Raw genomic sequence first — 24,891 nt, 5'->3', positions numbered from 1 at the left:
ACTAATATCATCTGAATAGTAAATACAGATGGGTGGGGCGCACGTTCGTGCGTCCTTATTTATAGCTGATGGGCAAGTTCCCTCAATGAGGGAACTTGGTATGTAAAATAAATGTCACTCAAAATACTGAAAAAGTTTAGAAAATATTAAATGTTAAGTAAATTTTTAAACCGAGCGATCAGGCCATCGTTTGTAGTGGCGATGTTAGCGATCGCATTGATAATTAATAATAAGACATATGCAGAAGAATCACCACCACCCATATTTGCAGATGTCACCATTGGTCTTAAATTCTCTCCAGATCCCATGACAGTTAGAGGAATGAGTGGTGGTTCGTTGCCAGGAAATCAAGTGGTCAATAAAACCGAAACTTCCACAGGCCCGTGTGCCGGTTTTATTGATGAAAAACCAGACCACATCCTCAAGTTAACAAGTAAGTTTGACTATCTGAAATTGCAAGTAGAAAGTCCTGAAGATACTACCTTGATTGTTAGTGGCCCTGGTGGTATTTGGTGCAATGATGATTTTGAGAGTAAAAATCCTGGCATTCTTGGTGAATGGTTACCTGGAACCTATCAGGTTTGGGTTGGTTCATACCAAAAAGACAAGTATTTTCCTTACAGTCTGCAAATAACAGCAGTTAAATAACCACTATAGAAGTAGTTTTTGCTGAATTGTATGCATCAGCAGGCATGAAAAAAGTTTGTTTACGTATACCTTCTTTCAAGCCAAAGTGGTAGAAACCCTCAAAGAAGCTCTTATCTGTAAATATAACGACCAGGAATCATTCTGCGACCGTAACGTGTATTCTCCCAACGTGCAGGAACCCATACCCGACGTCTAGTTGGAACAACTACCCTTCTTCTGGCTTGCGGAACAACTACTCGTCTTCTGGCTGGAACAACTACCCTTCTTCTGGCTGGAACAACTACCCTTGCTCTCCCTTGAGATCTGTGAATATGTTTTCTAGCAATCAGCTCTGATGCTGATGCTTCTGTTGGAAGGGAGATAACAGCAAAGGGTAGAGTAAGCATGACACCAGCGATAATCTGTTTTATCTTCATCACTAAATTTCCCTATTTCTTTAACATTTAGATTCGAGGCAATCAAAGCCTTGAGCTAGCCTGATATCTTATTTCCCAGAATCATAGAAATAGAAGCTGCCATAAACTAGTGAAAAAAGTAATGAACCAAACCCTTGCTTAAGTGAGAATGTTTGGTATGACTAGTGTCATGAGTCAGACAATGCGATCAGACTCTATGTCTCCTAATTGTTACTCACTGTGGGATTCACAGACTCCCTATTTGCCTGCTTTCTCACTTTGTCTGGTGTATTGTATTAAAATTAAGTTAAATTTAATTAAGATTCTTTTTGACGGTATGGCTTTGCCATAGCGCCCAAATGGTTCTATAGCAAACTACGTCAAGACGTTAAATTAAACAAAATGAATTTATAAACTCCGTTTCACACTGATTACAGTGGCGGAAAGATATTGCACCACCCGGTGGATATCAATGACTATTTGTATCGGCATCTAGAGGCAAAAAAAAGATGAAATTCTCCTGGAGAGTCCTGGTTCTCTGGACGTTGCCAGCTTTGGTAATAGGCTTTTTCTTTTGGCAAGGGGCATTTTCTGGTGCTCCTGCGGATATGAGTAAAAATACAGCCAGCACCCGTATGACCTACGGTCGCTTTCTGGAATATTTGGACGCCGATCGCATCGCGAGTGTAGATCTTTATGAAGGCGGTAGAACTGCAATTGTGGAAGCCGTAGATCCGGATCTCGACAATCGTGTCCAACGAGTGCGGGTGGATTTGCCTGTTAATGCTCCTGAAGTAATTACCAAGCTCAAAGAACAAGGAGTAAGTTTTGATGCCCATCCTATGCGGAATGATGGGGCAATCTGGGGATTGTTAGGAAACCTAATTTTTCCTATTTTGTTGATTACTGGATTGTTCTTTTTGTTCCGTCGTTCCAGTAACTTACCTGGTGGCCCCGGACAAGCCATGAGCTTTGGCAAATCTAAAGCTCGTTTTCAAATGGAAGCCAAAACAGGCGTCAAGTTTGACGATGTAGCAGGTATCGAAGAAGCGAAAGAAGAGCTTCAAGAAGTTGTTACCTTCCTCAAACAGCCAGAAAAATTTACTGCTGTGGGCGCACGTATTCCTAAGGGAGTACTGTTAGTAGGGCCTCCTGGAACTGGTAAAACTCTGTTGGCAAAAGCCATTGCTGGTGAAGCAGGCGTCCCCTTCTTCAGCATCTCCGGTTCAGAATTTGTAGAAATGTTTGTGGGTGTGGGTGCATCCCGTGTCCGCGACTTATTCAAAAAAGCGAAAGACAATGCTCCATGTATCATCTTTATAGATGAAATTGACGCTGTTGGCAGACAACGGGGCGCTGGTATCGGTGGCGGTAACGATGAGAGAGAACAAACCCTCAACCAACTGCTGACCGAAATGGATGGTTTTGAAGGCAACACAGGCATTATTATCATCGCTGCCACCAACCGTCCTGATGTACTCGATGCGGCGCTATTACGTCCCGGACGTTTTGACAGGCAAGTAATTGTCGATTCACCTGATATCAAAGGACGTTTGGAAATTTTGAAGGTTCACGCCCGCAATAAGAAACTTGATACTGGTGTTTCTTTAGAAGCGATCGCTCGCCGTACTCCTGGATTTACAGGAGCAGACTTAGCTAACTTACTCAATGAAGCAGCTATTCTCACTGCCAGAAGGCGTAAAGAAGCTATTACCCTCACAGAAATTGACGATGCTGTGGATCGGGTGGTTGCTGGTATGGAAGGTACACCTCTGGTAGATAGCAAGAGTAAGCGTTTAATTGGTTATCACGAAGTTGGACACGCTTTAATCGGAACTGTGCTCAAAGACCACGACCCGGTACAAAAAGTAACTTTGGTGCCACGGGGACAAGCGCAAGGTTTGACTTGGTTTACTCCCAATGAAGAGCAAGGTTTGATTACTCGCGCTCAACTCAAAGCCAGAATTACAGGTGCTTTAGGTGGACGTGCTGCCGAAGATGTAATTTTTGGTCGAGATGAAGTCACCACTGGTGCAGGTAACGATTTGCAACAAGTAACCAGTATGGCACGGCAAATGGTAACCCGTTTCGGGATGTCTGACTTAGGCCCCATGTCCTTAGAAAGCCAGACAGGCGAAGTGTTCTTGGGTCGTGACTGGATGACTCGTTCAGAATATTCCGAAGCGAGCGCAGCACGTATCGATTCTCAAGTCCGCACCATTGTTGAAGAGTGTTACGAAACAGCAAAGCGGATTATCCGGGAAAATCGTACCGTTACAGACCGTTTGGTTGATTTGTTGATTGAGAAAGAAACCATTGACGGTAATGAGTTCCGCCAAATAGTTGCTGAGTACACAACCGTACCTGAAAAACCGCAGTATACACCAATTTTGTAATTTTTCCAAGTAATTAGGTATGGGTGAAAAGGGGATGGCGCTGTCCATCTCCTTTTTTTAGATAAAACTACAGTCAAGCTATTCAAAAGTGTGGGCTGCTGAAAACTTACCCAAATTTTCCTGACGCCACTTAGCATCAAATTTGCGGTTTGTCCGCAACTCTAAAACCCTAATTCCCGTAGTTGGTAGTAGATTTAATCTGTTCTGAAACTGTTCCCAAGTAGTAATCAATTCATGCTCTACACCGTAAGTGGCACATAACTGAGCAAAATCAATATCTTGGGGGGTAGCAAAAAACTCTTCAAAGGGCGGATCGAACTTGGCAATGGGCAACATTTCAAAAATGCCACCGCCATTATTATTAATTAATACTATTGTCAGGTGTCCAACAAATTTATTTCTGATTAAAAAGCCGTTGGTATCGTGCAATAAAGCTAAATCTCCCGTCAACATGACGCTGCTTTGATTGTGATGGGCAATTCCTAAAGCAGTGGATAATGTACCATCAATTCCATTCGCACCCCGGTTAAAAAAAGTGTTTACACCTGATTGATGGGGTTTCCAAAAAAATTCTACATCCCTTACGGGCATACTGTTGGCGATAAATATAGGTGTTTCTCTGGGTAGAATTTGAGACAGTAACCAGGCAATTTTACTTTCAAGTAAATCCGATGTATTTGCTAAGGTTTGATCGACATTCAACCTAACTTTAGCTTCTGCTGTACACCACTTCTGAAGATAAGAGGATGGGGTGACATTAGACCCAAAGAAAGACGCGGAGAGGGGAAGACGCGGTGACGCGGAGAAATTATCAAATATATTCTCCGTGTCCCCACTTCCCCGCGTCCCCGTGTCCTCTTTCCTCGTGTCTTCTCCAAAGGTAACAGCAAGCTGCTCTACACTCACCCGCAGATGAACTGTCCTACCGTGGAGGGGATCGAGATTTTGGTCGCTGGGGTCAATGATCCAGCGTTTTGCTGCTGTGGTTTTGAGCCAATTACGCAGCACTGGGCTGGTGGGCATTTCACCTATTTGAATTACTATTTCCGGTGCTAGTTGTTTTGCTAATTGTTGATTCCGTAAAATCAGGTCATAGGTGGAAATTATATAGGGATTAAGCTCGGCATAGTTTCTAACAGGTGATAGTCCCTCTGCCAAAACTGGGAATTTTAAAGACTTGCTAAGTTGGGCGATCGCCTGACAATATTCCCGTGGTTGTTGTGGTTGTGCAACTCCGGCGATGATAATACCTTGATCGGATTTTTCCCATTCTTGTAGAAGGGGAGAGGAAGAAGGGGAGAGAGGGAGAGTTGGAGAGAGGCGAGAAATACCTGTCCAGAAGTCTTCTGACTGAAAGTGTAACTGTAAGGAATTGAAGTCAGTCCCATCTGAAATGGGTGCTAGGGGGTCACGAAAGGGTATATTCAAATGTACAGGCCCAGGTACAGGATAAAGCGATCGCTCCCAGGCATACATCACTGTTTGCCGCAGATAAGTTAACATTCCTATCTCTGCGGATGGTGTCGCTAACTCTGCTTGCCAATTTGGGTAATTACCATATAATTTCAACTGGTCAATTGTTTGTCCAGAATGGCAATTTCGCAACTCCGAGGGTCTATCGGCTGTTAACAGTAACAATGGTACACGACTTTCTTTTGCTTCAATAACTGCTGGGTAAAAATTTGCCCCTGCCGTACCAGAGGTGCAAACAATTGCGGTGGGAGTTCCAGTTGCTTTTGCCCTACCTAAAGCAAAAAAGGCAGCAGAACGTTCATCAAGAATGGAAATTACTTCTAGAGTGGGCGATTCTTGAGCAAAAATGACTGCTAAGGGTGTCGATCGCGAGCCAGGACAAATTACGGCGCAAGTTAATCCTAAGCGCTTTAATGTCTGCGTCAAGATTGCAGCCCATAGTTCATTTGTATTTCTGAAACCAATTGACATGAAATTAAATCGAGCAAGAAAATAATTACCGTCTGGTGCAAAAGTATGAAGTCTTTACTCTACCCGGTTTGATTTATCTTCTCACTCAGGATGGCTCCTACCTGACTTAACGGTCTAATGGCTTTGCCCATTAGTTTCAGATACTATCACAATCTCAGCTAATGCTATTCACTAATGATTTCCTCACACAAGCGATCGCACTCAATCTACTGCAATTTTTGGCAAAATATCTCATTTAATTTTTGATTCCTGAGTAACATCGGCTATGAGTAAGGTTTTGAGAGCGATTAAGTTTTCTGAGGATGTACAGCTAAGTTACCAGCCAATTGAAGAACTATTGAGCTACAGGTTTTAGAGAAATATATTAACCAAGTAATAATACCAAATAATTTAAAGCTTTCTTCTATAATGTCATGTCCTATCTTGATCATAGAATTCATGTCAACTGCTATGGACAGGAAAAAGAATATAAATGCTAGAGCAAGAAACTGATATTCTGTTTGACGAATCTGTTTTCTAAAGTAAAACAGATAAAGAAAAACATAGATAAAATAAACAATAAAAAATAATCCTTCTAATAGATTTTGTAATGACCTGTTGTTTTCAGGTAGATTAGCATCCACTCCAAAAAAAAGAACGGGGTATGTCTCATGTAATTGAAATAAATCATCTAGTAGCAAGAAGGATGTTAGAAAAAAAGAGGCTAATAAAAAATTAAACCATTTTTTAAAGCAACTTTGGTTGAATTTAGTCAAGAAAGCACTGAATATACAGATTGCAGCAGTGCAACTCCACAACACAATTCCAATATTAGAAAATAATCCTGTATAGGGTGGTTTACCTACAACTTCTGCTGGGTCAGCAGTCAGTTCATACATGGAAATATTAAATATCTTACTAAGACACCAAACCAGAATGATAAAAATTAAAGTTGGTAAATAAACCTTGAGTGCTACTGGAAACAAATGTTTAATATTTTGAGATGATAGATTTAATCTAAATTTCATGCCAAGCCAATTTTATTAGTCTGAGATTGATTTGAATGCTTCGCTATATTTTGACTAACTAGTGGTCTGTCGTATTAATTTTGAGGAGTAAACTTATTCTTAATTTTTCTTTCTTTGCGACGGACATTTGACTCAAGTCGGGGAACCCGCCCACGTCAGTACCCTCCTCTTTGTGTCCCACCTTGCGGATAGACACGTAGACGGATGTAGTCCGTCTTCAAGGTAGGGTAATGGCTTCTAATGACATGAACCACTAGTGAAGTGAAATATTTATTTGATCAATCAAGTTTCTTACTCAAAATCTTTGAGATTTAGAGCTAAATCAAGAGTGATGTTGTTAGTTGAAACATAACTTTTGGTACTTAAACACATTAGCATAAATAGCATAAATGATTAAGCTAAGGTTAATTAAAGATTAACAACTTTGCAATGACTTAACCTTTACTTTACCTAAATATATTGAATTTATATAAAATACCTATCTTTGGGTAGATGTATTTAATAAAAAATTAAAACTTAGGCTGCAATTAAGTATGGGTTAAAAGCTAATGGTTAAAGATACTACTGGGTTTGAATATTGTGGCTTCGCCTTTGAGAGAATGCGATCGCACTCGAATTCCATGTTGCAATGGCAATGCTCTAAAATCGAAGACATATAATGTCAAAGGAGATTGGGGGCGATCAGTGTTAGCGCGGCACAACTCAGTTGCTAGGTTATTCGTTGGTGTTTAACATCAAATCAGAACAAGCAAACCGACAAATATTGAGGAGTGCTTATGGTTCAGATTGATCGGTTAAATAACGCGCTCGTTGGATTAGATTTGTACACAGTTGCAGAGCGGCATCAATCAGGATTAGTGAATGCTATCAAAGAGCAAATCCAATCCTGGAAGTCCAACGCCTACTTTGTATCAGCTAGTGTGCATCAAAGTTTAGATGGGGTTCGTGTCTTCACCTACAGTCAGTGGCAACCCAAGTTTGATCATCGCAGTTTGCAGCGTCCAGTGGTGTTCAGAGAGTTTTTTCCACCAGACTCGTTGCAGTTAGAAGTGTCGGCAAGCAAATCGAGAACAACAGAAGTTGAGATTAGTGCAGGTGATCGCATTACACATCTGGCAGAATTTCGCATGATGCCAGCAAACCAACCAGAAATGGTGAAGCGGACAACGGTTGAACTAGATCGGGCTATGAATGATGCGCCAGGGCTAATTTCTGCAACATTTCACCGTAGTTTAGATGGAACGCGGATGTTTAATTATGGTCAGTGGGAAAGCAAGGAGGCATTTGAAGCAATTCTCAAGCAACCAGGGTTCAACCCGGACAAGCCCTATTGGGAGGGGCTAGCCCGCAATGAGTTCCATCTATACAATGTTGTTCACGTTGCGTCAGCCAGCTGACACTTCATGGCAACGGAAGAAGGACACAATTATGCTTGAGCCAAATTGCCTACTGAGTATGTTGATTGTGGTGATAAGTTCTTTCCTCATACCTCAACTACCATTGAATCGTGTTATGCTGCCAAGTTTTATGCTTCGCCTAGTCGTGTTGACATAATTTGATCGTTAAATTTCCCCTTCCCGCAGTGTCAGAATTTCTACGCCATCATCAGTAACAGCTATGGTATGCTCAAATTGTGCCGACAGTTTGCGATCGTGTGTTACAGCAGTCCACCCATCATCTAGAACTTCGACTTCCCAAGTACCTTCGTTAATCATCGGCTCAATCGTAAATACCATACCAGGTCTGAGAACTCTGCCTTTACCGCGCGTACCGTAGTGAGGGATATCTGGTGCAGTATGGAAAATGTTACTGATGCCGTGTCCAACAAAATCTCGTACCACAGAAAAGCCTTGTGCTTCAGCATATTCTTGAATTGCAGCACCAATGTCTCCAATTCTTGCCCCAGGCTGAACCTCTGCAATACCCCTTCTACGACATTCCTCTGTGACTTCCACTAGCTTTTTCGCAACTGGGGAAGGAGTTCCGACAAAAAACGTTTTAGATGTATCACCGTGATAACCATCTACAATCAGTGTCACGTCGATATTAATGATGTCGCCATCTTTGAGAATCTGCTTGGCATTGGGAATACCATGACAAACTACTTCGTTGATGCTAGTGCAAATTGATTTGGGATAACCTTTGTAGCCAAGTGGTGCGCTTTTGGCTCCATGCGCCTGCGTCCACCGTTCTGCTTCATCATTTAACTCAAGAGTGCTAACTCCTGGCTTTACCATCGGTTCGAGATAGTTTAAAAGTTCGGCTGCCAAGCGTCCAGCCTTACGCATTTTATCTAATTCTCTTTTGGATAAAATAACAATTGTTTGTTGTTTGTTCATGAAATTTTATTTACAAAATTGGCTATATGTATGGGGGGTTGGGTTTTGTTACTTTGCTATCATGTCCTTTGATGGCTCTAACGGAAGATATACAAGGACATCTCCATGCTCGATTAAACCTGTCTTCTGAAAGCCTAAGCTGAGATACAGTTTTTCGGCCACTATATTTTCCGGTTTGTAGCCAATCAAAATTTCTTTACAGTCTGGCTTTTGCTGAAGTAATTTTATCACTGCTTGCATTGCAGCTTTGCCATATCCCTTTCCTTGATGATTTTTATCAATCATAAAGCGCCAGATGAAGTAACCACTGTTTTGATAACCACTATCCATCCGGTCATACATAATAAAGCCGATAATAGTTTCATTATGATAAATACCAAACGCAACACTAGATGGATAAAACTTGGATTCGGCCAGTGAATAAAGATTGGAAGCTACAAACTTTTCTTGTTCTTCAGTAGTTTTGAGGCGAATGCATTCTTTCCAGTTATCCTGATTAATTTCTCTAAGATTAATCTCCATGATTTCCCTCAGCAGTTTATTCCCCATTTTGATGCTGGGGTGACTGATAACTAATCTTCAACTACTATAGTCAATCCTGTTTCGGCAGAACGCCTTGCTGCATCTGCAACTTTGAGGGTATACAAGCTTTCTTCTGGGGTAACGTACAAGGGAGTACCATGAAAAAGATGGTCTAACACCATAGTTGTATCTTTTGCAAACAACCCCCGACGACTACCAACCTCTATTGGCGTGCTTTCTCCTGCCTTCACTAAAACTCCTGTCTCACCATCAAAAATTAATCCACCACTTTCACCGTGAACTTCAAACCTGCGTTCTGCTTGCCAGAGAGTTTCGCCTTTTGCATATATTACTTGTGCTAACAATCCACTACTAAAAGATAGTTGAGTGACACAAAAACAGCTTTGGTAATAATCTGTTTGGGTTGCCCAAAATCGATGATGGCAGTTAACGGTCAAGACTTTACCAAACAAATCTGTAAGACGATGTAAGCGAGACAGAGCAGCCATCATTGGAAAGCCGAAAAGGTTGTGGTTGTAAGTCCATTTCCGAGGTGCTGGGTACTCAGGTTTAATAGTGTTGTAGCGGACGTAAAATACATGACCAACTTGTGGTAAGTGTTGCTTTAAGGCTTGATGCAGCCCGCCTAAAAGCTCAATATGCTCGATGTGAAGGAGTTTGTTTTGTATCTTGGCTAAGGCGAGCAGTTCTTCAGCTTCTGCTATGTCTAGAGATAGAGGATACTCAACTATTACGTGTTTACCGTAGGAAAGTGCGGTTTTAGCGATCGCACCATGATCTTGGTTAACAGTGCAAATCACAATTAGATCTATTTGATTTGTTGCTACTAATTCTTGCCAAGAACTTATAACAGAACACTGAAAGTCCTTAGCAAAGGCTTCTGTTTTTTCTGGTTTATGCCCAACAACAGCAACTAAGTGCGATCGCTCATCACGCAGCAAGGCTTCTGCTCTTAACTTTGCTGCATACCCAGTACCAACCAAACCCACCCGCAGTTTTGCTTTCTCCATTTTCGCCAATTTTATACAGCTTGCCTTGAAAGGCAAAGTAATTTGTTTTGATCACAGCGCTTTTGCACTAAGTCATAAAAATACAATCCATTTTATTGGTATGTGGATTTGTTTTTTTATATATTTGACTGAACTTTGGTAGGTATAAACTTATCTAATACATTGGCCAATAGACGCATTTTTGTATAAGAAAATATTATTAATATTACCTAACCAAATTTCATTACTAATCGCGGTCGATTTCCGGTTACATCTTTTTATTTTTCCCGTAGTATCAAAAGTGAAGCAAAATTTAACAGGCGGCTACTTGCACAAGGTAAGCCGTTTAGCTTGCTTTAGGATAACTTATACTGCCGTTTGTGAAAGAGAGGACTACTACATGGCAACTTATAAAGTTACACTAATTAACGACGCTGAAGGGCTGAATCAAACAATCGAAGTTGACGACGACACATACATTCTAGATGCTGCTGAAGAAGCTGGCCTAGATTTGCCCTACTCTTGCCGCGCAGGCGCTTGCTCTACCTGTGCTGGTAAAATCAAATCTGGTACCATCGATCAAGGTGATCAGTCATTCTTGGATGACGATCAAATAGAAGCTGGATATGTTTTAACCTGCGTTGCTTACCCGACTTCTGACTGTACCATCGAAACCCACAAAGAAGAAGAACTCTACTAAAGCTCAAACACCTTACACGTCTGTCTCCAGCAGCGATTATCAATGCTGTAGAGATAGTGAAAGAAAAAAAGCAGCACGGTTAGAGAAAAATTTTCCTCTTTTGTGTCTGCTCTTAAAACAGAATTTGGCAGAATGTTTACTTTTTAGTCAGAGGCAGGAACACAATTAGTCGTGTTCCTGCTTTATTGACTTATTTTATAGTGTGGCATAAGTAGAAGGCAGGTGGCAGAGGAGCCACTGCGCCCTTGCGGAGCCAGTGCGGTGGACGGGTTCCCCGGCATAAAGGAGCCAGCGCGTTGCGCGGGTTAAGCGCGTTGTAGCGACTGGCGTCACCTGGCGTCGGGTTAAGCGCGTTTTAGCATCTGGCGTGGCAGAAGGAATAAGACTTTTCATTCTCTCGTTGTCAGCAATTGCCCGTAGGAGTCTAGCTTGATAGTATTGTTGAGAACTTTAATTTGAGTTTCAGGATAGTAAAACTCAAGTATTTTTGCACTTGACCAACCTAGTTTAGCTAAATTTTGAGCACCAGTTTGGCTCAAGCCTACTCCATGTCCAAGTCCGCCGCCAACAAAGGCATATCCCCATAGTTCCGATTTGTCTTTGTCTGATTTGTCATTGTCTGATTTGCTGTTGTCTAATTTGTCCTTATCTAATTTGTCTTTGTCTGATTTGTCCTTATCTAATTTATCTTTGTCTGATTTGTCCTTATCTGATTTGCTTAAGGGTTCCAGGTAAAATAGCGTGCTTACAGGAGCGAAAAAGGCACTGCGAACCTCGTCTTTATGTAAGTAAAATGTGCCTATATCAGTATCAACAGCTAGTTTGAGGATACGTCCACTCCTGCTACGTTCTACTATGTTCATACTTTTAATAGTTTTAAAGTCGGCATAGGGGCTTTTCTTAACCTTGAGAAATTTCTGCAATCCCTTGGCAATATCTTCTATTTTGCTTTCCCTGCGCCAACGGAATACATCCCATCCACTTTCATTGAATCCTTTGCTTAAGTTAATAAACTGCCGAAAGTTATTTTCCTCAGCTAAATTTTGTGTAGCCAAGTTCCAAATATTGTCAGGAGCATCCACCACGGGTTGTAGGTAAGGACGATCCTCACCATTCCAAACATCACTGAAGGAAGCTGTAATACCACCAGTGGTAGATGAATATAAAGCATCTATTAGCTCGTTATTGTAGGTAAGTACCATACTCCGCGTCGCCCTGATTGCCCGATCCGTTTCGGCTGTTACTCCTGCAAGCCCATAATATACCTGGCAGTGAGTATCTGCACATAATTGATACTCATCTATTGCAAATCTCCGTAAATTCCTCAGGGCATATGTGCGGGCAATAATTGCTTGTACTTCCAGTGCTGCTTTTGGGGCAGTTGTACCAATTTCGTATGGTACTACTCCGCGCAGGTAGGTTTCTAAAGGTACTTCATTAACTAGAGTAAAAGTACCGTAGGCATTTGGCTGTAATTGTATACGTCCTGGATATAAACGAGTATTCTCTGGTTTATTGCTTTTTTTTACCCGAATTAAGTTTTTGTTACTGCTAATTTCTAGGCGATCGCGACTATAACGTTTACCATCGATGATCCAATTGACTTTTGGTACCTGTTGCAGAACTTGAGTATCAACATATGCCATTTTATTATTGTTGGCTCGCACGCTCTCTAACAGCAAACGGCGCAGCAAAGGAGTATTATAAACATCCCGTTTTGCCCACACTTGCCAACGCTCCGGTTGAGCTATTTCCACTTCTATGCCTTGAGCACGGAATTTTTGGGCGCTATCTTCGGCAATTTCATAAGTGCGATAGGTTCCTAGCACCACCTGTTCTTCAATTTTTGGTTGTGCTAAGGGTTGCATGATCACCTCCAGTTTAATGGGATTGGTGGTGACTAGGGTTTGCTGTTGATTACCTTTGAGAAACTCCACCCGCAAGCGATCGCCTTGAGTGGGTTCTATTTGTAGCTGTTCTTTGGGGTTATCTCCAAATCGCTGTACGATTCCAACCCGCAATTCTACGTCCGTACTCATTTCAGGGCGAGACGCAGCTGTTAACCCCAATAAACAAAATGTTGTCATTACAGTGTAGGAACGACGCCAGAGCGAGATTTTCATAGCAATTAACTTGATTCTGCTGGCAGTGCCGCCTTGGGTGGGACGACAAATTTTCTTTGTAGTGTAATTGTTTTGTGGCATTAGTTAGCCAATTGTTTTGGCAACATCATAAATCCTTATAATCCTTTTATAAAAAGCAGTTGCAAAGTGAAGTCATAATGAGTATGATTTATTTAGATGTGACAAGTTAAATAAACAGTTTATGGTAAAAGTCCAAGAAATTCCTTTAAATCAAATTAGACGCCCTTTACCACGTCAAAACGATCCCCAGAAAGTAGAATTTTTGATGGAATCTATTCGCGAGATTGGGCAGCAAGAGCCAATCGATGTCTTAGAAGTGGATGGACAATATTATGGGTTTTCTGGATGTCATCGTTATGAAGCCTGCCAACGTTTAGGCAAAGAAACAATCTTAGCTAGAGTTCGTAAAGCTCCCAAAAGCGTTTTGATGCGGCATCTAGCCTGAGGCGGTGGGGACACGGGGAGGTGGAGACACGGAGAGTGGGAGAGAGGGAGAACTACTAACCACTAACCACTATCCACTAACTAATGACTATTAACTAATTTTGGAGAATCATATGCAAGCTCAAACCAAAACATCTTTACCTGTTGATATTGGTATTGACGAAGCTAGCAGAGCAAAAATTGCTGAGGGATTATCTCGTTTGTTGGCTGACACCTACACTCTGTATCTGAAAACTCATAACTTTCATTGGAACGTCACGGGGCCGATGTTTCAAACGTTACACTTGATGTTTGAGCAACAGTACACAGAGTTAGCATTAGCAGTAGATTTAGTTGCCGAACGGATTAGAGCACTTGGTTATCCAGCACCGGGAACCTACAGTGAATTTGTCAAACTTAGCTCCATCCCAGAAACACCAGGAGTTCCCAAAGCTACAGACATGATTCGCCTCCTAGTAGAAGGGCAAGAAGCTGTTGTACGCACTGCACGCTCCATATTCCCTGTTGTAGAGGAGGTAAACGACGAACCCACTGCCGACTTATTAACTCAACGGATGCAAGTACATGAGAAGACTGCTTGGATGTTGAGAAGTTTGCTGGAAGAATAAAAAAATTAGGGACTAGGGACTAGGGATTAGAAGGATTTTAGATTTATTCAGAATTCGCTATTTCTACCCTCTAGCCTCTATCTCCTAGCCTCTAGCCTCTGACCTCTAACTCCTATGCCTGATAATAATGATTTCACTCCAAAGTTGCAAAAATTGATGCAGCAAGTGGGTATTTCTAGTTTTAAAGCCTTGAGTGGTGCTGCTGGCGTTTCAGAACGTCAAGTTTTGCGGTTGCGACGATTTGGAGTGGAGCAAATGCGAGTGGATGTGCTGCTAAAATTATCGCAAGTGCTACAAGTGTCATTGCAGGAATTAGTGGCAACTTTTTCTCGCCAAGAGTTAATAGAAGCAAAAGTTACACAAAATCAGGATTTGTTAGGACAAATCACAGATTTAAGAAATGAATACGATCGCTTGCAATTACAACTAGAGCAACAGCACTTAGTTTTGCAGCAACAGTTCCAGCAGTCAAGTTTACAACTGCTGGAATCTTTGTTATTACAATTTCCTACTGCCGCTCACAAAGCACGAGAGAATCCACAGTTAAGTGCGATTAACATAGTTCCTCTGGTGCAAAAACCTTTGGAAAAACTTCTACAGCACTGGCAAATAGAAGCGATCGCACCTGTAGGATCAGAATTACCCTACGATCCTCAATTTCACCAATTAATGGATGGAGATGTGCAACCAGGAGAAATTGTTAAGGTGCGTTACACAGGTTATCGTCAAGGTGACAAGTTGTTATATAGAGCTAAGGTGAGTCCCCACAAAAATTAAGAAGATGGTTGTCGCTCTCCCCCGATGCCTTGTAATCGAGAGTCAATAAATTCCTTTGCCTTACGGCTTTTGATTACTCGTGCAGGCACACCCACAGCAATAGAGAAGGCAGGGATATCTTTTGTAACAACAGAACCGGCACCAATAACACTACCTTTACCAATGGTGACACCATCTAAGACTTTTACCCCAGAACCTAGCCAACAATCATCTTCAATCACAATACCTTGGCAAGTTACGCCTTGAGATTCAATAGATTGGGTTGGATCTGAATAAATATGATTATTAGCAAATATGCCCGTATGGGATGCAATTAGACAGTTTTTACCTATTTTAATATTTCCAGGCCCAGCCATACATACGTAAGGGCCGATGAAAGTATCTTTATCTATGTAGATAGACGTGTTTATTAATGATCTAATGTCAACACCATAATCAATAACAACTCCATCTGCTAGATAAATTTTGTTATTTTGGTGTCCGTTGGCGTTGATATTAACACCTCGAAAAATTGCCACATTGTTACCGATTTCAATACAGCTAGGTTCGATAAATTCTACTCCATATTGGATACGAACAGATTTACCAATTTTGGCAAAAATATTACGGTAAAGTAAATTTCTTAATTTTACACCTATACTTGTTGGTATACCCTTTGACAAATTAAATAAAATAGTTTCTTGAACTCGTTGCCACTTGGAAGGGTATTTTTGGCTATTTCTATTCATCTTTGTATAACTCTCAGCTAACTATATTTCTTGAAAAGAGTTCTGAAAAGTTATTAACTTTAGCTTGCTTTTAGAAATGACATATCGCAATTTTTGATTTTTGGCAGCAAAAAGCTTAATAACCTTGGTAAATCAAGAAAAATAAGCACTAGTAGTCAGAATTATCAACTCTATACAAACCAAAATATGTCAAAATTTGGTTAATTTCATGGTTGAGACGATTATATTTGACCTAGTCACTTACAAAGTTTCACTCTGAATAATCAGACAACAAACAATTTACTTGCAACTTTTGTTAAGTAAAAGTTTGATAGATTTGTCATTTTAATATTCTGTTGTCAACAAGCAAAAGAGTTAATTAATTCAGCTACATCTATTCAAGCTGTACCAAGTAGGGAGTAAAATCTCCTCACACTCTTATTGATATACAATTGTTGAATCACTTATGAAAATTTTAACCGAGTAAAAGTACATCAATTTAAGGGGGAGTCTCTCCAACTTCAGCCATTATGTTGAAGTCAACCATTGGAGCAAACAAGTAAATACTTCCTCGGTTGCTGTAACGGCCCCCTAGCAGCCTATTTGTGGAGTTTGCTGCTGTAGTCATGATGCACAAGTCTAAATATATTGTATTATGGACAGCTTTCTTATAGTTATACGAATAATGTATCCATATAATCTTAGAGGAAAGCAGTGCGATAATTTTGTTAAGAGATAGTAAAGTTGAAATAAAAAAAATAAATTTTTAAAAAAGACATGGCAAATTGTGTAAGTAATAATACTAATTGTTTAGTTATTTAATTTACCCATACATAGACTCAAAGAGGCAGACGTGTAAATTACACAGTGGCTATTAGCTGTTGTAATATATGGCAATAAGCAGTACATAGGATTAAAAGTCGCTTTTTACAGGATTTTAAGTTAGGTTATGTTCATCTGAACGAGGTGTAAATTTAATAACTCAAAATAAATAACACAAATTGAAAAATGTTTCATAACTTCAAACTTAATCTAAATATTAGAATTACTCTTTTGTGGGTAAATTACCTCTGTCTGTTGAGAGCGATCGCCTAATTCATCGCTGCACATAGCAGCATCTAGATACCTTAGTGAAGAAGCTAAATTAATCTCAATTATTATTTGCTACTGAATTTATTACTAAATTACTAAATAATTTATTAATTTATAAAATGCATAATTGTCATAAATAATTGGAAATAGGATATAATTCTAGATTTAGAACATTCTCGATGACAATAAACATTACTGAAATTATATGATGGTTCAAGTAGGAATAGTTAAGCCAAGTGGAATTTTAGACTCTACAAAGTCACAGGAATTTCGGGAAAAAATTGCCGAAACTCTAAAAAGTGGGGCAAAGATTATATTAGTTGATTTGGAAGACGTAACATTTATGGATAGTTCTGGACTTGGTGCTCTTGTGTTGGCTTTTAAAACTTTGCGGGCAGTAGAGAGTAAATTAGTAGTATGTTCTATGAATGAGCAGGTGAGAATATTATTTGAGTTAACTGGTATGGATAAAGTCTTTGAGATTTTTACCGATCAAGATGAATTTAAGAGTGCGGAAGTATTTAAAAGTGAATAAGCATGAAGATATAAAAGTTATATTTAAGCAATGTCAAATTAGAAGATTTTGTCTAATTATTTTAGACTAATATTTAATTATATTTGAAAGATACGTAACTAATGAAATTTTAATTGTAGTATAGATAAATCATCATCAAAAGATTCTTGTTGTTTCAATGCAGTTAACTGATTTATGATTTGATCGAGATGGTAATTACTATTAACAACCATCTTCACAAAATTTTCCAAACCCCAAAGCATACCATCTGGTTTAGCAATTTCATAAGCACCATCACTAAAAATATAGAGGGTGCTATCTTTTTCGATATCGCAGAAACCATCCACATATTTTACCTGTGGAAACATTCCAATGGGAATACCAGGAGTTCTTAGAAGTTTTGCCTTGGTGATATCAGTTGATTTAGCTGTTGTTAATATTGCGGGTGGATGTCCAGCAGTAGAATAAACAAGTTGATGCTTAATACGGTTATAAACTCCGTACCAAATAGTAAAATATTTGTCATTTTGATAATTAATTTGGAATGTGTCATTTAATGCTCTGAGTACCTCACTGGGTTGATAGTAATTTAAGTTTTTAAGAGCACGAGAGCGGAGTAAATTCAAAACAGAAATAGAAGGGAGAGTTGCTCTCAGCCCATGTCCGGCAGTATCCAGCAAATATATTGCTAGATAATTAGAATCGAGCCAGTAGTAATCAAAACAATCACCACCAAGTTGACGTGAGGGAATGAAGCGAAAATCGATTCTCAAAGGCTCTGTCATGGGTGGAGGTAAGAGCGAACGTACATATTCGGCTGCTTCCTCCAATTCAGCTTCTAAAATTTGCTTTTGGATTTGTAAATCTCGACTTAGCTGGTGTAGACGCAATCCTGCTCTCACCCGCGCTTGCAGTTCATTATGTTCTATGGGTTTAGTAATAAAATCATCTGCACCTGCATCTAAGCCCTTGACGCGATCGGCAACTGAATATAAGGATGTTAAAAGAATAAAGAATGTAGTAGACAACTCTGGGTTTGCCTTAATACACTGGCAAACTTCTAACCCATTCATCCCTGGCATGATCCAATCGCAAATTATCAGTGCAGGATGACAGATTAGTGCTTGTTTTATCCCTTCCTCACCATTACTAGCACCTACTACCTCATAACCCTGTTTTTCCAGCATTCTTTTTAAGAGAATCTGTACTGCAGGATCATCATCAATTACTAAAATTTGAAACATAAGAGATAGGTGTGCTTATAATTTCAAAGATTACCTTTATCAGCCAAAGTGTAAATAAACGAGCGGAAGCTAGAATTCCACAGGTAATCTTATTGGCTGCTAGAAGTAATTTGTTAACTGTCTATCAATCTACTTTGCCCAAATTTAGTATAAATGTAAACAAAAAGCTAATTATAAGGGTGACAGGGGATTGAGCCAAAAAAGTATAGTGCGTTTGAGTTGATGCAAATCTCGGTACATTTCTTGTTTGAACCATTGCCCGATCGCATCTAAGGGGTTAAATTCCTTGCCTGGTTGCCATTTAACATCTTGTCCTAGAGGTGTGAGATGATTACCTGGAAGTGTTTGCGCTGTTACCATACCTGGAAAGCGCTGTTCTAGCAGTTCAGTTAAAGCTGCTGACTGATCGATAGTATCATTAGTAAATTTGATGAGCAGGTTACGACGAATATTGTACCGCTCCTGCACAAGTTTAGTGGTTTCTAGTGGTGAAGGGGTGAACTCAACAGTAAGATTAGCATTAAACTGAAAATTAGAATTTAACTGTTCTACTAAGGGAATAGCATCACGGGCAGCGTAGTTGTTAAAAGAAATGAGAATATTACCAGCACGTTCTACAGGAAACAAACTACCGATGAGTAAATGGAGTTTGCATCCCATACTATGCCCGATGCCATAAATGGGGAGGTAGCCTTTGCTTAATAAGCCTCTATCTTCTAAGCGTACTAAGACACGTTCAAAGTTAAGAAGAACTTGTTTTGCGATCGCCGCATGATCTAGAGTATTCACAAACGGCGTGGCAATAACCACAAAACCTTTTTCTGCTGTATTTTCCAGTAATAAACGGTAAGTGATGTGAGGTGCAGTGGCGACAAATGCACCCCCTAAAAAATGAATGATACCGATAGGTTTTTGGGGAAGTAACACCCAGTTACCAGAGATTTCTTTCCAATCCATTAGAGGGGCGATCGCAGTTGTAATTGGTGAATTAATACTTTTTTATGTTAAACCAGGCTTTACGCCTAACTCTGATGTTAGCTAAATAGACGTAGTTTCGACATCACTCTTGTTCTATAGCTAGAGCATTGACGGCGGCAGCAGCGATCGCACTTCCACCCCGTCTTCCTAATAATGTTAAGAATGGCACACCTCGACTATCTGCTGCTAGTAGTGCTTTCGATTCTGCGGCTCCGACAAATCCAACAGGAAAGCCCAAAATTACAGCTGGTTTTGCTGCTTGAGCATCTAACATTTCCAATAATCGGAACAAAGCGGTAGGCGCATTGCCTATTGCTACTACTGCTCCTTCTAAATGCGATCGCCATAATTCTAAGGCGGCAGCAGAACGAGTTGTCGCAAATTTCTGAGCCAGCTGCGGCACATCTGGATGATTGAGGGTGCAAATTATAGTATTTTCCGCAGGAAGCCGCCGTCGAATAATTCCTTCTGCTAGCATCCGAGCATCACACAAAATTGGCGCTCCTGCTCTTAGGGCTGTACGTGCTGATAGTACTGCTGTTGGTGAAGCTACCAAATCATCCACAATATCTGTCATTCCACAGGCATGAATTAGACGCACGGCAATATTTGCCACATCTGGGGCAAGTAGAGACAGATTTGCTTCTGAGCGAATGATGGCAAAGGATTGGCGATAGATTTCGTTGCCATCCCGAAGGTAGTTCATAGGTGTTTGTTAGTGGATAGTGGATAGTAGTTAGTAGTTAGTAGGGGAGGCAGGGCGTTGCGGAGTCAGTGCGCCCTTGCGGGTTAAGCGCGTTGTAGCACCTGGCGTCGGGTTAAGCGCGTTGTAGCGATTGCCGTGCGGGTTTTGTTGATTAACTTTGGTGAAAAGCGACAATTTATCTTTTAAACCCGCCCGTACAGTAGTTAGTAGTTAGTGGTTAGTAGTTATTCTCCCCTCTGCTCCCCTGCCCCCCTGCCTGCCAAAATTAATATGTTTGAACGCAACTCGGTATAAACCTGCCCTTAAATTTTCAGTTAAAGCGATCGCTGAATCATTAAAATTTCTTTTGCCTGTGAGTCTTGAGTGATAATTTCACCTTGACGATTAAATAAAACCGTACCAACTTTAAGGGCGACATTGGCGTATTTTTGCACGTATGCAGTAGCCCTGTGACTAATTTTTTCAGCTAGCGTTTCAAATACTAATTCTGACAAGCCTAGTTCCACCAATTTTTTGTATGCTGCATCAGCTGTTTTTGCATCTAAAACGGCTCGTACTGCTTCTAAATCGCTACTAACTCCAACTACAGTAGCACTAATAATTTCTAGTTTGGCATCTGCTAAATGGCTAGATGTGTTGAAAATACCGCCTGCGAGCTTAATTAGCTTGCCGTGGTACCCTAACAATAAAACAGATTTTGCCTGGTTTAACCCAGCTTCTACAAGCATTGCGCCAATCCAATTACCTGTTTGTACAATGGCTGATTCTGGTATACCTAAACGTTGTGCTACTTGCATACCATTGCTGCCAATACAAAAGACTAAATGGGGAGAAAATGTAACGCGATCGCCCAACGACAAACGAAATTCTTCCAAGTGTTCAGCTGCTGACAAAGGTTGAGAGATACCGCTAGTTCCCAACAATGCTAATCCCTCCAAAATACCAAAAGCCTCATTAGAAGTTCGTTGTGCCAACTGACGTCCTTCGGGCAGAATAATCGATACTGTTGCTGTTTGCTCTGGCGGAATCAATGGCAATAAATTGGTATCAAATAGTTGACGGGCATAGCTGTATATTGCTGGTTTTCCCGATGCAGTTTTTCCCAAGCCTTCACCAGCCTCCAAAGCCAAAGCTTGAGACTGTCGCTCAGACAACCGCACCCAAGCCCAGATGGGCGTATTTCTAGTTAAATCTAGATTATCGCCTGGCTCACTGAGAGTGATTGCTAAGGCACTTTCAGGCTCTAGCCTTGCTAGTTGAGAGATAAAAATTTCTGCTGTACCTGGCAGAATGTCAAGTTTAACAGACTGTTGAGAGTCTATTTTTTCTAGCAGATGCATTAGAGCCGCCTTCGCGGCAGCTACTGCAAAAACTGGTAAGGTATAACCTGTACGAGCCATTGGCTGTTAATGAAGTAGATTTAAAGAATTTTTGTACATTCAATATTATTGAATAGGTTGCGATCGCGAGTTAACCATTAACTACCGTACGGGCTGATTTTAACAACAATCTTTCTAGGATGAAAAAATATCTAAATAAACCCTGCCCTACCAACTAGTGTACGGGCGGGTTTTGTTGATAATCTTGCCGTTCAAACTGATAATTTATCTTCTAAACCCGCCCCTACTAATGACTATCCCCTCAATATTGCCAGCACTTCAAATTAAATCTTGAACCAGCCACAGCAGTTGCAGCCACATAATTGGGAGCGGGTATTAGCTCTACAAGACTCCACTCCTCATCAGTATTAAGCTTTGCTGGTGATTCTGGTGTCAAGAAAATTTCTACTTCCTCCAAATGAGCTATTCCTACTCCCGTTGCTTTCAAATATGCTTCTTTACAAGTCCAATAACGGAAAAATATCTGTTGCTTTTGATCGGGAGGAAGCGATCGCACTACAGCATATTCTCTAGGTGCAAAAAATCTTTGAGCAAGGCTTTCTACATCACTTACAGAGCGGATATATTCTAAATCAACTCCAATTGGGCGGTGAGTCGTAACCGCACACAAAGCCAAATCCTGAGAGTGAGACAAATTAAACGATAGCCCGCTACAGGCAAATTTACCAGCTAATAATGGTTTGCCTTGAGCTTGATAGTCAAACTGCACTGCCTGTGGCTCAATCTGCAAGTAACGTCCTAAAATAGCGCGGAGAATACCCCTACCTGCAATAAAACGCTCTTGATGTTGCTGAAAATAAAATCGATTAGCTCTTGCGACTTCGTCACCACAGAGAGTTGTCAGCAAACTTTCTAGTTCGAGTTGCGATCGCTCAAGCTCGATTCGCCACAGATGAACATCATCCGGCAATAAAGTTAAATCAGTCGGAGCGGGAAACCACTCATGATTAGCAAAAGTCATCAATTCATGAAATTTGGGATTTTGCAGTTTTCTTTAATTTCATATCAAAATTGCCAAAAAATTACGTAGCGGATATCACGACTAGCTTATGTATTGGCTTTATAAGCAATTTCTCTGTTATATCCGTTATCCATTCTTTACCTAGCTCTCCGGTTTTTAATCCATTTTGCAAGAGATATGTTAGCAGGACTTGTCCAAAAATGGGATCTCTGGTAAATGCTTCGCAAATGTTTTCGCACAACCCTTCTAGCATGGCGGCAGTTGATCAAACAGAAGACTCGTCTTTTGATAGCAATAATAGGTATTGCCTTTGCAGATATTCTCATCTTTGCTCAGATGGGGTTTGAAGCTTCGCTGTTCGAGAGTTCCACAGCTCCACAAAGGATTCTTGATGCAGATTTAGTACTGGTAAACCCTCACTTTCAAAGTGTGTATTCAGTCAAAAATATTTCCAGAGAGCGACTGTACCAGGCGTTAGGGTTTGCAGGTGTAGAGTCGGTAAGTCCAATCTACATGGGTATAGGAAAATGGAAAAATCCTCAAACATCTCGCACACAGACAATTTTGGTGTTTGGTACCGATCCAAGAACAAAAGCATTTAAACTTGCTGAAGTTAATCAAAACCTCAGTCAACTGCAAAAGCTAAACACCATATTTTTTGATCGAGCTTCTCTACCACAGTTTGGGCCTATTGCCAGTTTATATCAACAGCAATCAATTGTTGAAGCTGAATTAAATGATGTTAATGTTCGGGTTACTGGTTTATTTACCTTGGGTGCCTCATTTGGTGCATACGGCAATGTGATTACTAGCGATTCCACATTTCTACTTTTATTTAGCGATCGCCATCCTCGTGAAATTCAGGTAGGTTTGATTAAGTTACAACCGAATGCTGATGTACAAGAAGTAGCAAAAAATTTATCAGCAGGTTTACCCGATGATGCGATCATCCTTACTCCTGAGGGTTTTGCAGAGGCAGAAAAATCTTATTGGGCAAACACAACTCCCATCGGTTTCATTTTTGGTTTGGGTGTAATTGTTTCTTTTATTGTTGGCATCGTCATAGTTTATCAAATTATTTATGCTGACGTTGCCGATAATTTACCAGAGTACGCCATGCTCAAGGCAATTGGGTATAGCGATCGCTATTTAGTACTTGTACTGATCCAAGAAGCTTTACTCTTAGCTGTGTTAGGCTTCATTCCAGGATTTATAGTTTCACTGGGGCTTTATCAAATCGCAGCGTCTGCTACGATGCTACCTATTTTTATGACTGTGGAACGAAGTGTATCCGTCTTTCTTTTAACAGTGATAATGTGTATGATTTCTGCCGTCAGTACGATGCGAAAAATGCATTCTGCCGATCCGGCTGATGTTTTTTAACGTAAGTTCGACGAATTAAACAATAGTAGAGGTAGAGCAGGTAAATCTTTATTATTATTAGTAAATTGCAAAATTTCACAAATCAAATTGAATTGTTATATACAACGTACAGTAGTGTCTGGATATTTCTATTTCGTTCATTGGCGAATTTCTTTATAAATTTCATCCCAATTTTTTCAGCTACTCGTCGCGAAGCTTCATGATTCCAAGGCATATTAGCATATAAACTATCAAGCTTTAGCTTTGTGAACGCGTAATCTTTGAGCGCAGTAGCAACTTCTGTTCCATACCCATATCCCCAAAATGGATTGTGAACAATATACCCCAAATCATTGATAGCTTCACCTATTACTGTTGATTTTAAAATACCAGCATCACCAATCAGTTCTCCGGTTTCTTTCAAAATAACTTGATAGCGCCCAAAGCCGTGCTCCTGATAACTCTCTAAATTGCGTGCTATCCAAGCCTCTACACCTTCTCGTGTCAAAGGTTGCGGCCAATAATGCATTGTGATTGGATTGGATAAAATCGCTAAAAGCTTATCTACATCATCGTTTTGGTAACGATGAATTGTAAGATGTTGTGTCTCAAGTATCATATAAAAGCTTATGGTTTTATCTCATTGATAAATATTCAAATCCTATTCATAAATTTTCAGATTTCTGGAGATATTTTTCTCCACTTTGCAAAACTGACGCATGAGGTACAAAAACAGCACGTACTACGGGGTGGCATGGGTATCTCTTGGTTAAAAGCTCTCCTCACTTCTTTAGCCTTAATAAGTAACTAGTGGCAGTCATGGATAGTTCGTGTCAGATAGGAGGAGTAATACCAATGCGTGGATCTTGGATTTTGGAGCCACTGTGCCTTTACGGGTTAAGCGCGTTGAGTGCAAGTGGCGTGATTTTGGATTCAAACTATTGATTAATAGGCTAGTCGAAAATTTTGAAACAAGACTCCCGCTCGCCAATT

General features: G+C 40.4%; 25 protein-coding genes. 9 read left to right on the top strand and 16 right to left on the bottom strand.

From position 1 onward, the window contains the following. Positions 1-150 precede the first annotated feature (150 nt). Entirely contained in the window at positions 151-648 is a 498-nt protein-coding gene (locus QUB80_RS21010) for a hypothetical protein (protein ID WP_289791450.1), read from the top strand. A gap of 110 nt (positions 649-758) precedes the next feature. Here QUB80_RS21010 and QUB80_RS21005 read toward each other — a convergent pair whose 3' ends face one another. Beyond that, a complete protein-coding gene (locus QUB80_RS21005) occupies positions 759-1,064 on the bottom strand; it encodes a hypothetical protein (RefSeq protein WP_289791449.1) in 306 nt (101 codons plus the stop codon). 488 nt (positions 1,065-1,552) lie between these two features. On the opposite strand from QUB80_RS21005, the gene ftsH2 reads away from it, so the two are divergent. Then, positions 1,553-3,439: an ATP-dependent zinc metalloprotease FtsH2 gene (gene ftsH2, locus QUB80_RS21000; protein WP_289791448.1), complete on the top strand. Its 1,887-nt coding sequence runs from the start codon at positions 1,553-1,555 to the stop codon at positions 3,437-3,439. A gap of 78 nt (positions 3,440-3,517) precedes the next feature. On the opposite strand, the gene menD is transcribed toward ftsH2, so the two are convergent. The 3 genes from menD to QUB80_RS20985 all read right to left on the bottom strand — a co-directional run bounded on the left by menD (position 3,518) and on the right by QUB80_RS20985 (position 7,091). After that, positions 3,518-5,383 (bottom strand): 2-succinyl-5-enolpyruvyl-6-hydroxy-3-cyclohexene-1-carboxylic-acid synthase, encoded by a 1,866-nt coding sequence (gene menD, locus QUB80_RS20995; protein ID WP_289791447.1) that lies wholly within the window; start codon positions 5,381-5,383, stop codon positions 3,518-3,520. A 287-nt stretch (positions 5,384-5,670) separates the two neighbouring features. Then, entirely contained in the window at positions 5,671-6,390 is a 720-nt protein-coding gene (locus QUB80_RS20990) for a DUF8692 domain-containing protein (RefSeq protein ID WP_289791446.1), read from the bottom strand. A gap of 545 nt (positions 6,391-6,935) precedes the next feature. Further along, entirely contained in the window at positions 6,936-7,091 is a 156-nt protein-coding gene (locus QUB80_RS20985; RefSeq protein ID WP_289791445.1) for a hypothetical protein, read from the bottom strand. Between the two features lie 75 nt (positions 7,092-7,166). Here QUB80_RS20985 and QUB80_RS20980 point away from each other — a divergent pair, with 75 nt between their 5' ends. Beyond that, the gene (locus QUB80_RS20980; RefSeq protein WP_289791444.1) at positions 7,167-7,787 is read left to right on the top strand and encodes an antibiotic biosynthesis monooxygenase family protein; all 621 of its coding nucleotides are present in this window, start codon (positions 7,167-7,169) and stop codon (positions 7,785-7,787) included. Positions 7,788-7,952: 165 nt separating this feature from the next. On the opposite strand, the gene map is transcribed toward QUB80_RS20980, so the two are convergent. The 3 genes from map to QUB80_RS20965 are packed head-to-tail and all read right to left on the bottom strand — an operon-like array spanning position 7,953 to position 10,282. Next, positions 7,953-8,729, bottom strand: a complete 777-nt coding sequence (map, locus tag QUB80_RS20975; protein WP_289791443.1) for a type I methionyl aminopeptidase — start codon at positions 8,727-8,729, stop codon at positions 7,953-7,955. 48 nt (positions 8,730-8,777) lie between these two features. Further along, the gene (locus tag QUB80_RS20970) at positions 8,778-9,251 is read right to left on the bottom strand and encodes a GNAT family N-acetyltransferase (protein ID WP_276752531.1); all 474 of its coding nucleotides are present in this window, start codon (positions 9,249-9,251) and stop codon (positions 8,778-8,780) included. A 50-nt stretch (positions 9,252-9,301) separates the two neighbouring features. Next, on the bottom strand, positions 9,302-10,282 hold the full coding sequence (locus QUB80_RS20965) for a Gfo/Idh/MocA family protein (protein WP_289791442.1): 981 nt from the start codon (positions 10,280-10,282) through the stop codon (positions 9,302-9,304). Positions 10,283-10,661: 379 nt separating this feature from the next. Here QUB80_RS20965 and QUB80_RS20960 point away from each other — a divergent pair, with 379 nt between their 5' ends. Next, a complete protein-coding gene (locus tag QUB80_RS20960; RefSeq protein WP_289791484.1) occupies positions 10,662-10,961 on the top strand; it encodes a ferredoxin in 300 nt (99 codons plus the stop codon). A gap of 195 nt (positions 10,962-11,156) precedes the next feature. Here QUB80_RS20960 and QUB80_RS20955 read toward each other — a convergent pair whose 3' ends face one another. Together QUB80_RS20955 and QUB80_RS20950 are read right to left on the bottom strand one after the other, a co-directional pair. Then, positions 11,157-11,354, bottom strand: a complete 198-nt coding sequence (locus QUB80_RS20955) for a hypothetical protein (protein ID WP_289791441.1) — start codon at positions 11,352-11,354, stop codon at positions 11,157-11,159. Next, a complete protein-coding gene (locus tag QUB80_RS20950) occupies positions 11,351-13,165 on the bottom strand; it encodes a SpoIID/LytB domain-containing protein (RefSeq protein ID WP_289791440.1) in 1,815 nt (604 codons plus the stop codon). Before QUB80_RS20950 ends, QUB80_RS20955 begins: the two co-directional genes overlap by 4 nt. 121 nt (positions 13,166-13,286) lie before the next feature. Between QUB80_RS20950 and QUB80_RS20945 the strand changes: the two genes are divergently transcribed. The 3 genes from QUB80_RS20945 (at position 13,287) to grpE (ending at position 14,934) form a co-directional block, all read left to right on the top strand. Then, positions 13,287-13,550, top strand: a complete 264-nt coding sequence (locus QUB80_RS20945) for a ParB N-terminal domain-containing protein (RefSeq protein ID WP_016876500.1) — start codon at positions 13,287-13,289, stop codon at positions 13,548-13,550. A gap of 112 nt (positions 13,551-13,662) precedes the next feature. Further along, a complete protein-coding gene (locus QUB80_RS20940) occupies positions 13,663-14,157 on the top strand; it encodes a Dps family protein (RefSeq protein WP_289791439.1) in 495 nt (164 codons plus the stop codon). 114 nt (positions 14,158-14,271) lie between these two features. Beyond that, positions 14,272-14,934: a nucleotide exchange factor GrpE gene (grpE, locus tag QUB80_RS20935; protein WP_289791438.1), complete on the top strand. Its 663-nt coding sequence runs from the start codon at positions 14,272-14,274 to the stop codon at positions 14,932-14,934. On the opposite strand, the gene QUB80_RS20930 is transcribed toward grpE, so the two are convergent. Continuing rightward, positions 14,931-15,662 carry an acyltransferase gene (locus QUB80_RS20930; RefSeq protein WP_289791437.1) on the bottom strand — a complete coding sequence of 244 codons (732 nt, stop codon included), beginning with the start codon at positions 15,660-15,662 and terminating at the stop codon, positions 14,931-14,933. The two genes, grpE and QUB80_RS20930, sit on opposite strands and share 4 nt — an antisense overlap. Positions 15,663-16,938: 1,276 nt before the next feature. Here QUB80_RS20930 and QUB80_RS20925 point away from each other — a divergent pair. Next, positions 16,939-17,268, top strand: a complete 330-nt coding sequence (locus QUB80_RS20925) for an STAS domain-containing protein (RefSeq protein ID WP_289791436.1) — start codon at positions 16,939-16,941, stop codon at positions 17,266-17,268. Positions 17,269-17,366: 98 nt separating this feature from the next. Here QUB80_RS20925 and QUB80_RS20920 read toward each other — a convergent pair whose 3' ends face one another. The 5 genes from QUB80_RS20920 to hetI form a co-directional block, all read right to left on the bottom strand. Next, positions 17,367-18,491 carry a PP2C family protein-serine/threonine phosphatase gene (locus tag QUB80_RS20920; RefSeq protein WP_289791435.1) on the bottom strand — a complete coding sequence of 375 codons (1,125 nt, stop codon included), beginning with the start codon at positions 18,489-18,491 and terminating at the stop codon, positions 17,367-17,369. Between the two features lie 171 nt (positions 18,492-18,662). Beyond that, on the bottom strand, positions 18,663-19,448 hold the full coding sequence (locus QUB80_RS20915) for a DUF1350 family protein (protein WP_289791434.1): 786 nt from the start codon (positions 19,446-19,448) through the stop codon (positions 18,663-18,665). Between the two features lie 103 nt (positions 19,449-19,551). Further along, a complete protein-coding gene (locus tag QUB80_RS20910; protein ID WP_289791433.1) occupies positions 19,552-20,175 on the bottom strand; it encodes a precorrin-8X methylmutase in 624 nt (207 codons plus the stop codon). A 314-nt stretch (positions 20,176-20,489) separates the two neighbouring features. Beyond that, positions 20,490-21,575, bottom strand: coding sequence for a cobalt-precorrin-5B (C(1))-methyltransferase CbiD (gene cbiD, locus QUB80_RS20905; protein WP_289791432.1), 1,086 nt, complete (start codon positions 21,573-21,575; stop codon positions 20,490-20,492). 241 nt (positions 21,576-21,816) lie between these two features. Beyond that, positions 21,817-22,536, bottom strand: coding sequence for a 4'-phosphopantetheinyl transferase HetI (gene hetI, locus QUB80_RS20900; protein ID WP_289791431.1), 720 nt, complete (start codon positions 22,534-22,536; stop codon positions 21,817-21,819). Positions 22,537-22,752: 216 nt separating this feature from the next. Between hetI and devC the strand changes: the two genes are divergently transcribed. Then, on the top strand, positions 22,753-23,919 hold the full coding sequence (gene devC / locus QUB80_RS20895; protein ID WP_289791430.1) for an ABC transporter permease DevC: 1,167 nt from the start codon (positions 22,753-22,755) through the stop codon (positions 23,917-23,919). Between the two features lie 82 nt (positions 23,920-24,001). On the opposite strand, the gene QUB80_RS20890 is transcribed toward devC, so the two are convergent. Beyond that, on the bottom strand, positions 24,002-24,517 hold the full coding sequence (locus QUB80_RS20890) for a GNAT family N-acetyltransferase (RefSeq protein ID WP_289791429.1): 516 nt from the start codon (positions 24,515-24,517) through the stop codon (positions 24,002-24,004). Between the last annotated feature and the right edge of the window lie 374 nt (positions 24,518-24,891).

It is taken from the genome of Chlorogloeopsis sp. ULAP01 (genome assembly GCF_030381805.1).
GTDB lineage: Bacteria > Cyanobacteriota > Cyanobacteriia > Cyanobacteriales > Nostocaceae > Chlorogloeopsis.
Note: the sequence above shows the minus strand (reverse complement) of the source record. Positions and strands in the feature narration are given on the sequence as shown.

Bases quoted from the DNA above. Each gene is read 5' to 3' on its own strand.
- QUB80_RS21010 (WP_289791450.1), top strand. From the start codon at position 151: ATGTTAAGTAAATTTTTAAACCGAGCGATCAGGCCATCGTTTGTAGTG.
- QUB80_RS21005 (WP_289791449.1), bottom strand. From the start codon at position 1,064: ATGAAGATAAAACAGATTATCGCTGGTGTCATGCTTACTCTACCCTTT.
- ftsH2 (WP_289791448.1), top strand. From the start codon at position 1,553: ATGAAATTCTCCTGGAGAGTCCTGGTTCTCTGGACGTTGCCAGCTTTG.
- menD (WP_289791447.1), bottom strand. From the start codon at position 5,383: ATGTCAATTGGTTTCAGAAATACAAATGAACTATGGGCTGCAATCTTG.
- QUB80_RS20990 (WP_289791446.1), bottom strand. From the start codon at position 6,390: ATGAAATTTAGATTAAATCTATCATCTCAAAATATTAAACATTTGTTT.
- QUB80_RS20980 (WP_289791444.1), top strand. From the start codon at position 7,167: ATGGTTCAGATTGATCGGTTAAATAACGCGCTCGTTGGATTAGATTTG.
- map (WP_289791443.1), bottom strand. From the start codon at position 8,729: ATGAACAAACAACAAACAATTGTTATTTTATCCAAAAGAGAATTAGAT.
- QUB80_RS20970 (WP_276752531.1), bottom strand. From the start codon at position 9,251: ATGGAGATTAATCTTAGAGAAATTAATCAGGATAACTGGAAAGAATGC.
- QUB80_RS20965 (WP_289791442.1), bottom strand. From the start codon at position 10,282: ATGGAGAAAGCAAAACTGCGGGTGGGTTTGGTTGGTACTGGGTATGCA.
- QUB80_RS20960 (WP_289791484.1), top strand. From the start codon at position 10,662: ATGGCAACTTATAAAGTTACACTAATTAACGACGCTGAAGGGCTGAAT.
- QUB80_RS20955 (WP_289791441.1), bottom strand. From the start codon at position 11,354: ATGAAAAGTCTTATTCCTTCTGCCACGCCAGATGCTAAAACGCGCTTA.
- QUB80_RS20950 (WP_289791440.1), bottom strand. From the start codon at position 13,165: ATGCCACAAAACAATTACACTACAAAGAAAATTTGTCGTCCCACCCAA.
- QUB80_RS20945 (WP_016876500.1), top strand. From the start codon at position 13,287: ATGGTAAAAGTCCAAGAAATTCCTTTAAATCAAATTAGACGCCCTTTA.
- QUB80_RS20940 (WP_289791439.1), top strand. From the start codon at position 13,663: ATGCAAGCTCAAACCAAAACATCTTTACCTGTTGATATTGGTATTGAC.
- grpE (WP_289791438.1), top strand. From the start codon at position 14,272: ATGCCTGATAATAATGATTTCACTCCAAAGTTGCAAAAATTGATGCAG.
- QUB80_RS20930 (WP_289791437.1), bottom strand. From the start codon at position 15,662: ATGAATAGAAATAGCCAAAAATACCCTTCCAAGTGGCAACGAGTTCAA.
- QUB80_RS20925 (WP_289791436.1), top strand. From the start codon at position 16,939: ATGATGGTTCAAGTAGGAATAGTTAAGCCAAGTGGAATTTTAGACTCT.
- QUB80_RS20920 (WP_289791435.1), bottom strand. From the start codon at position 18,491: ATGTTTCAAATTTTAGTAATTGATGATGATCCTGCAGTACAGATTCTC.
- QUB80_RS20915 (WP_289791434.1), bottom strand. From the start codon at position 19,448: ATGGATTGGAAAGAAATCTCTGGTAACTGGGTGTTACTTCCCCAAAAA.
- QUB80_RS20910 (WP_289791433.1), bottom strand. From the start codon at position 20,175: ATGAACTACCTTCGGGATGGCAACGAAATCTATCGCCAATCCTTTGCC.
- cbiD (WP_289791432.1), bottom strand. From the start codon at position 21,575: ATGGCTCGTACAGGTTATACCTTACCAGTTTTTGCAGTAGCTGCCGCG.
- hetI (WP_289791431.1), bottom strand. From the start codon at position 22,536: ATGACTTTTGCTAATCATGAGTGGTTTCCCGCTCCGACTGATTTAACT.
- devC (WP_289791430.1), top strand. From the start codon at position 22,753: ATGCTTCGCAAATGTTTTCGCACAACCCTTCTAGCATGGCGGCAGTTG.
- QUB80_RS20890 (WP_289791429.1), bottom strand. From the start codon at position 24,517: ATGATACTTGAGACACAACATCTTACAATTCATCGTTACCAAAACGAT.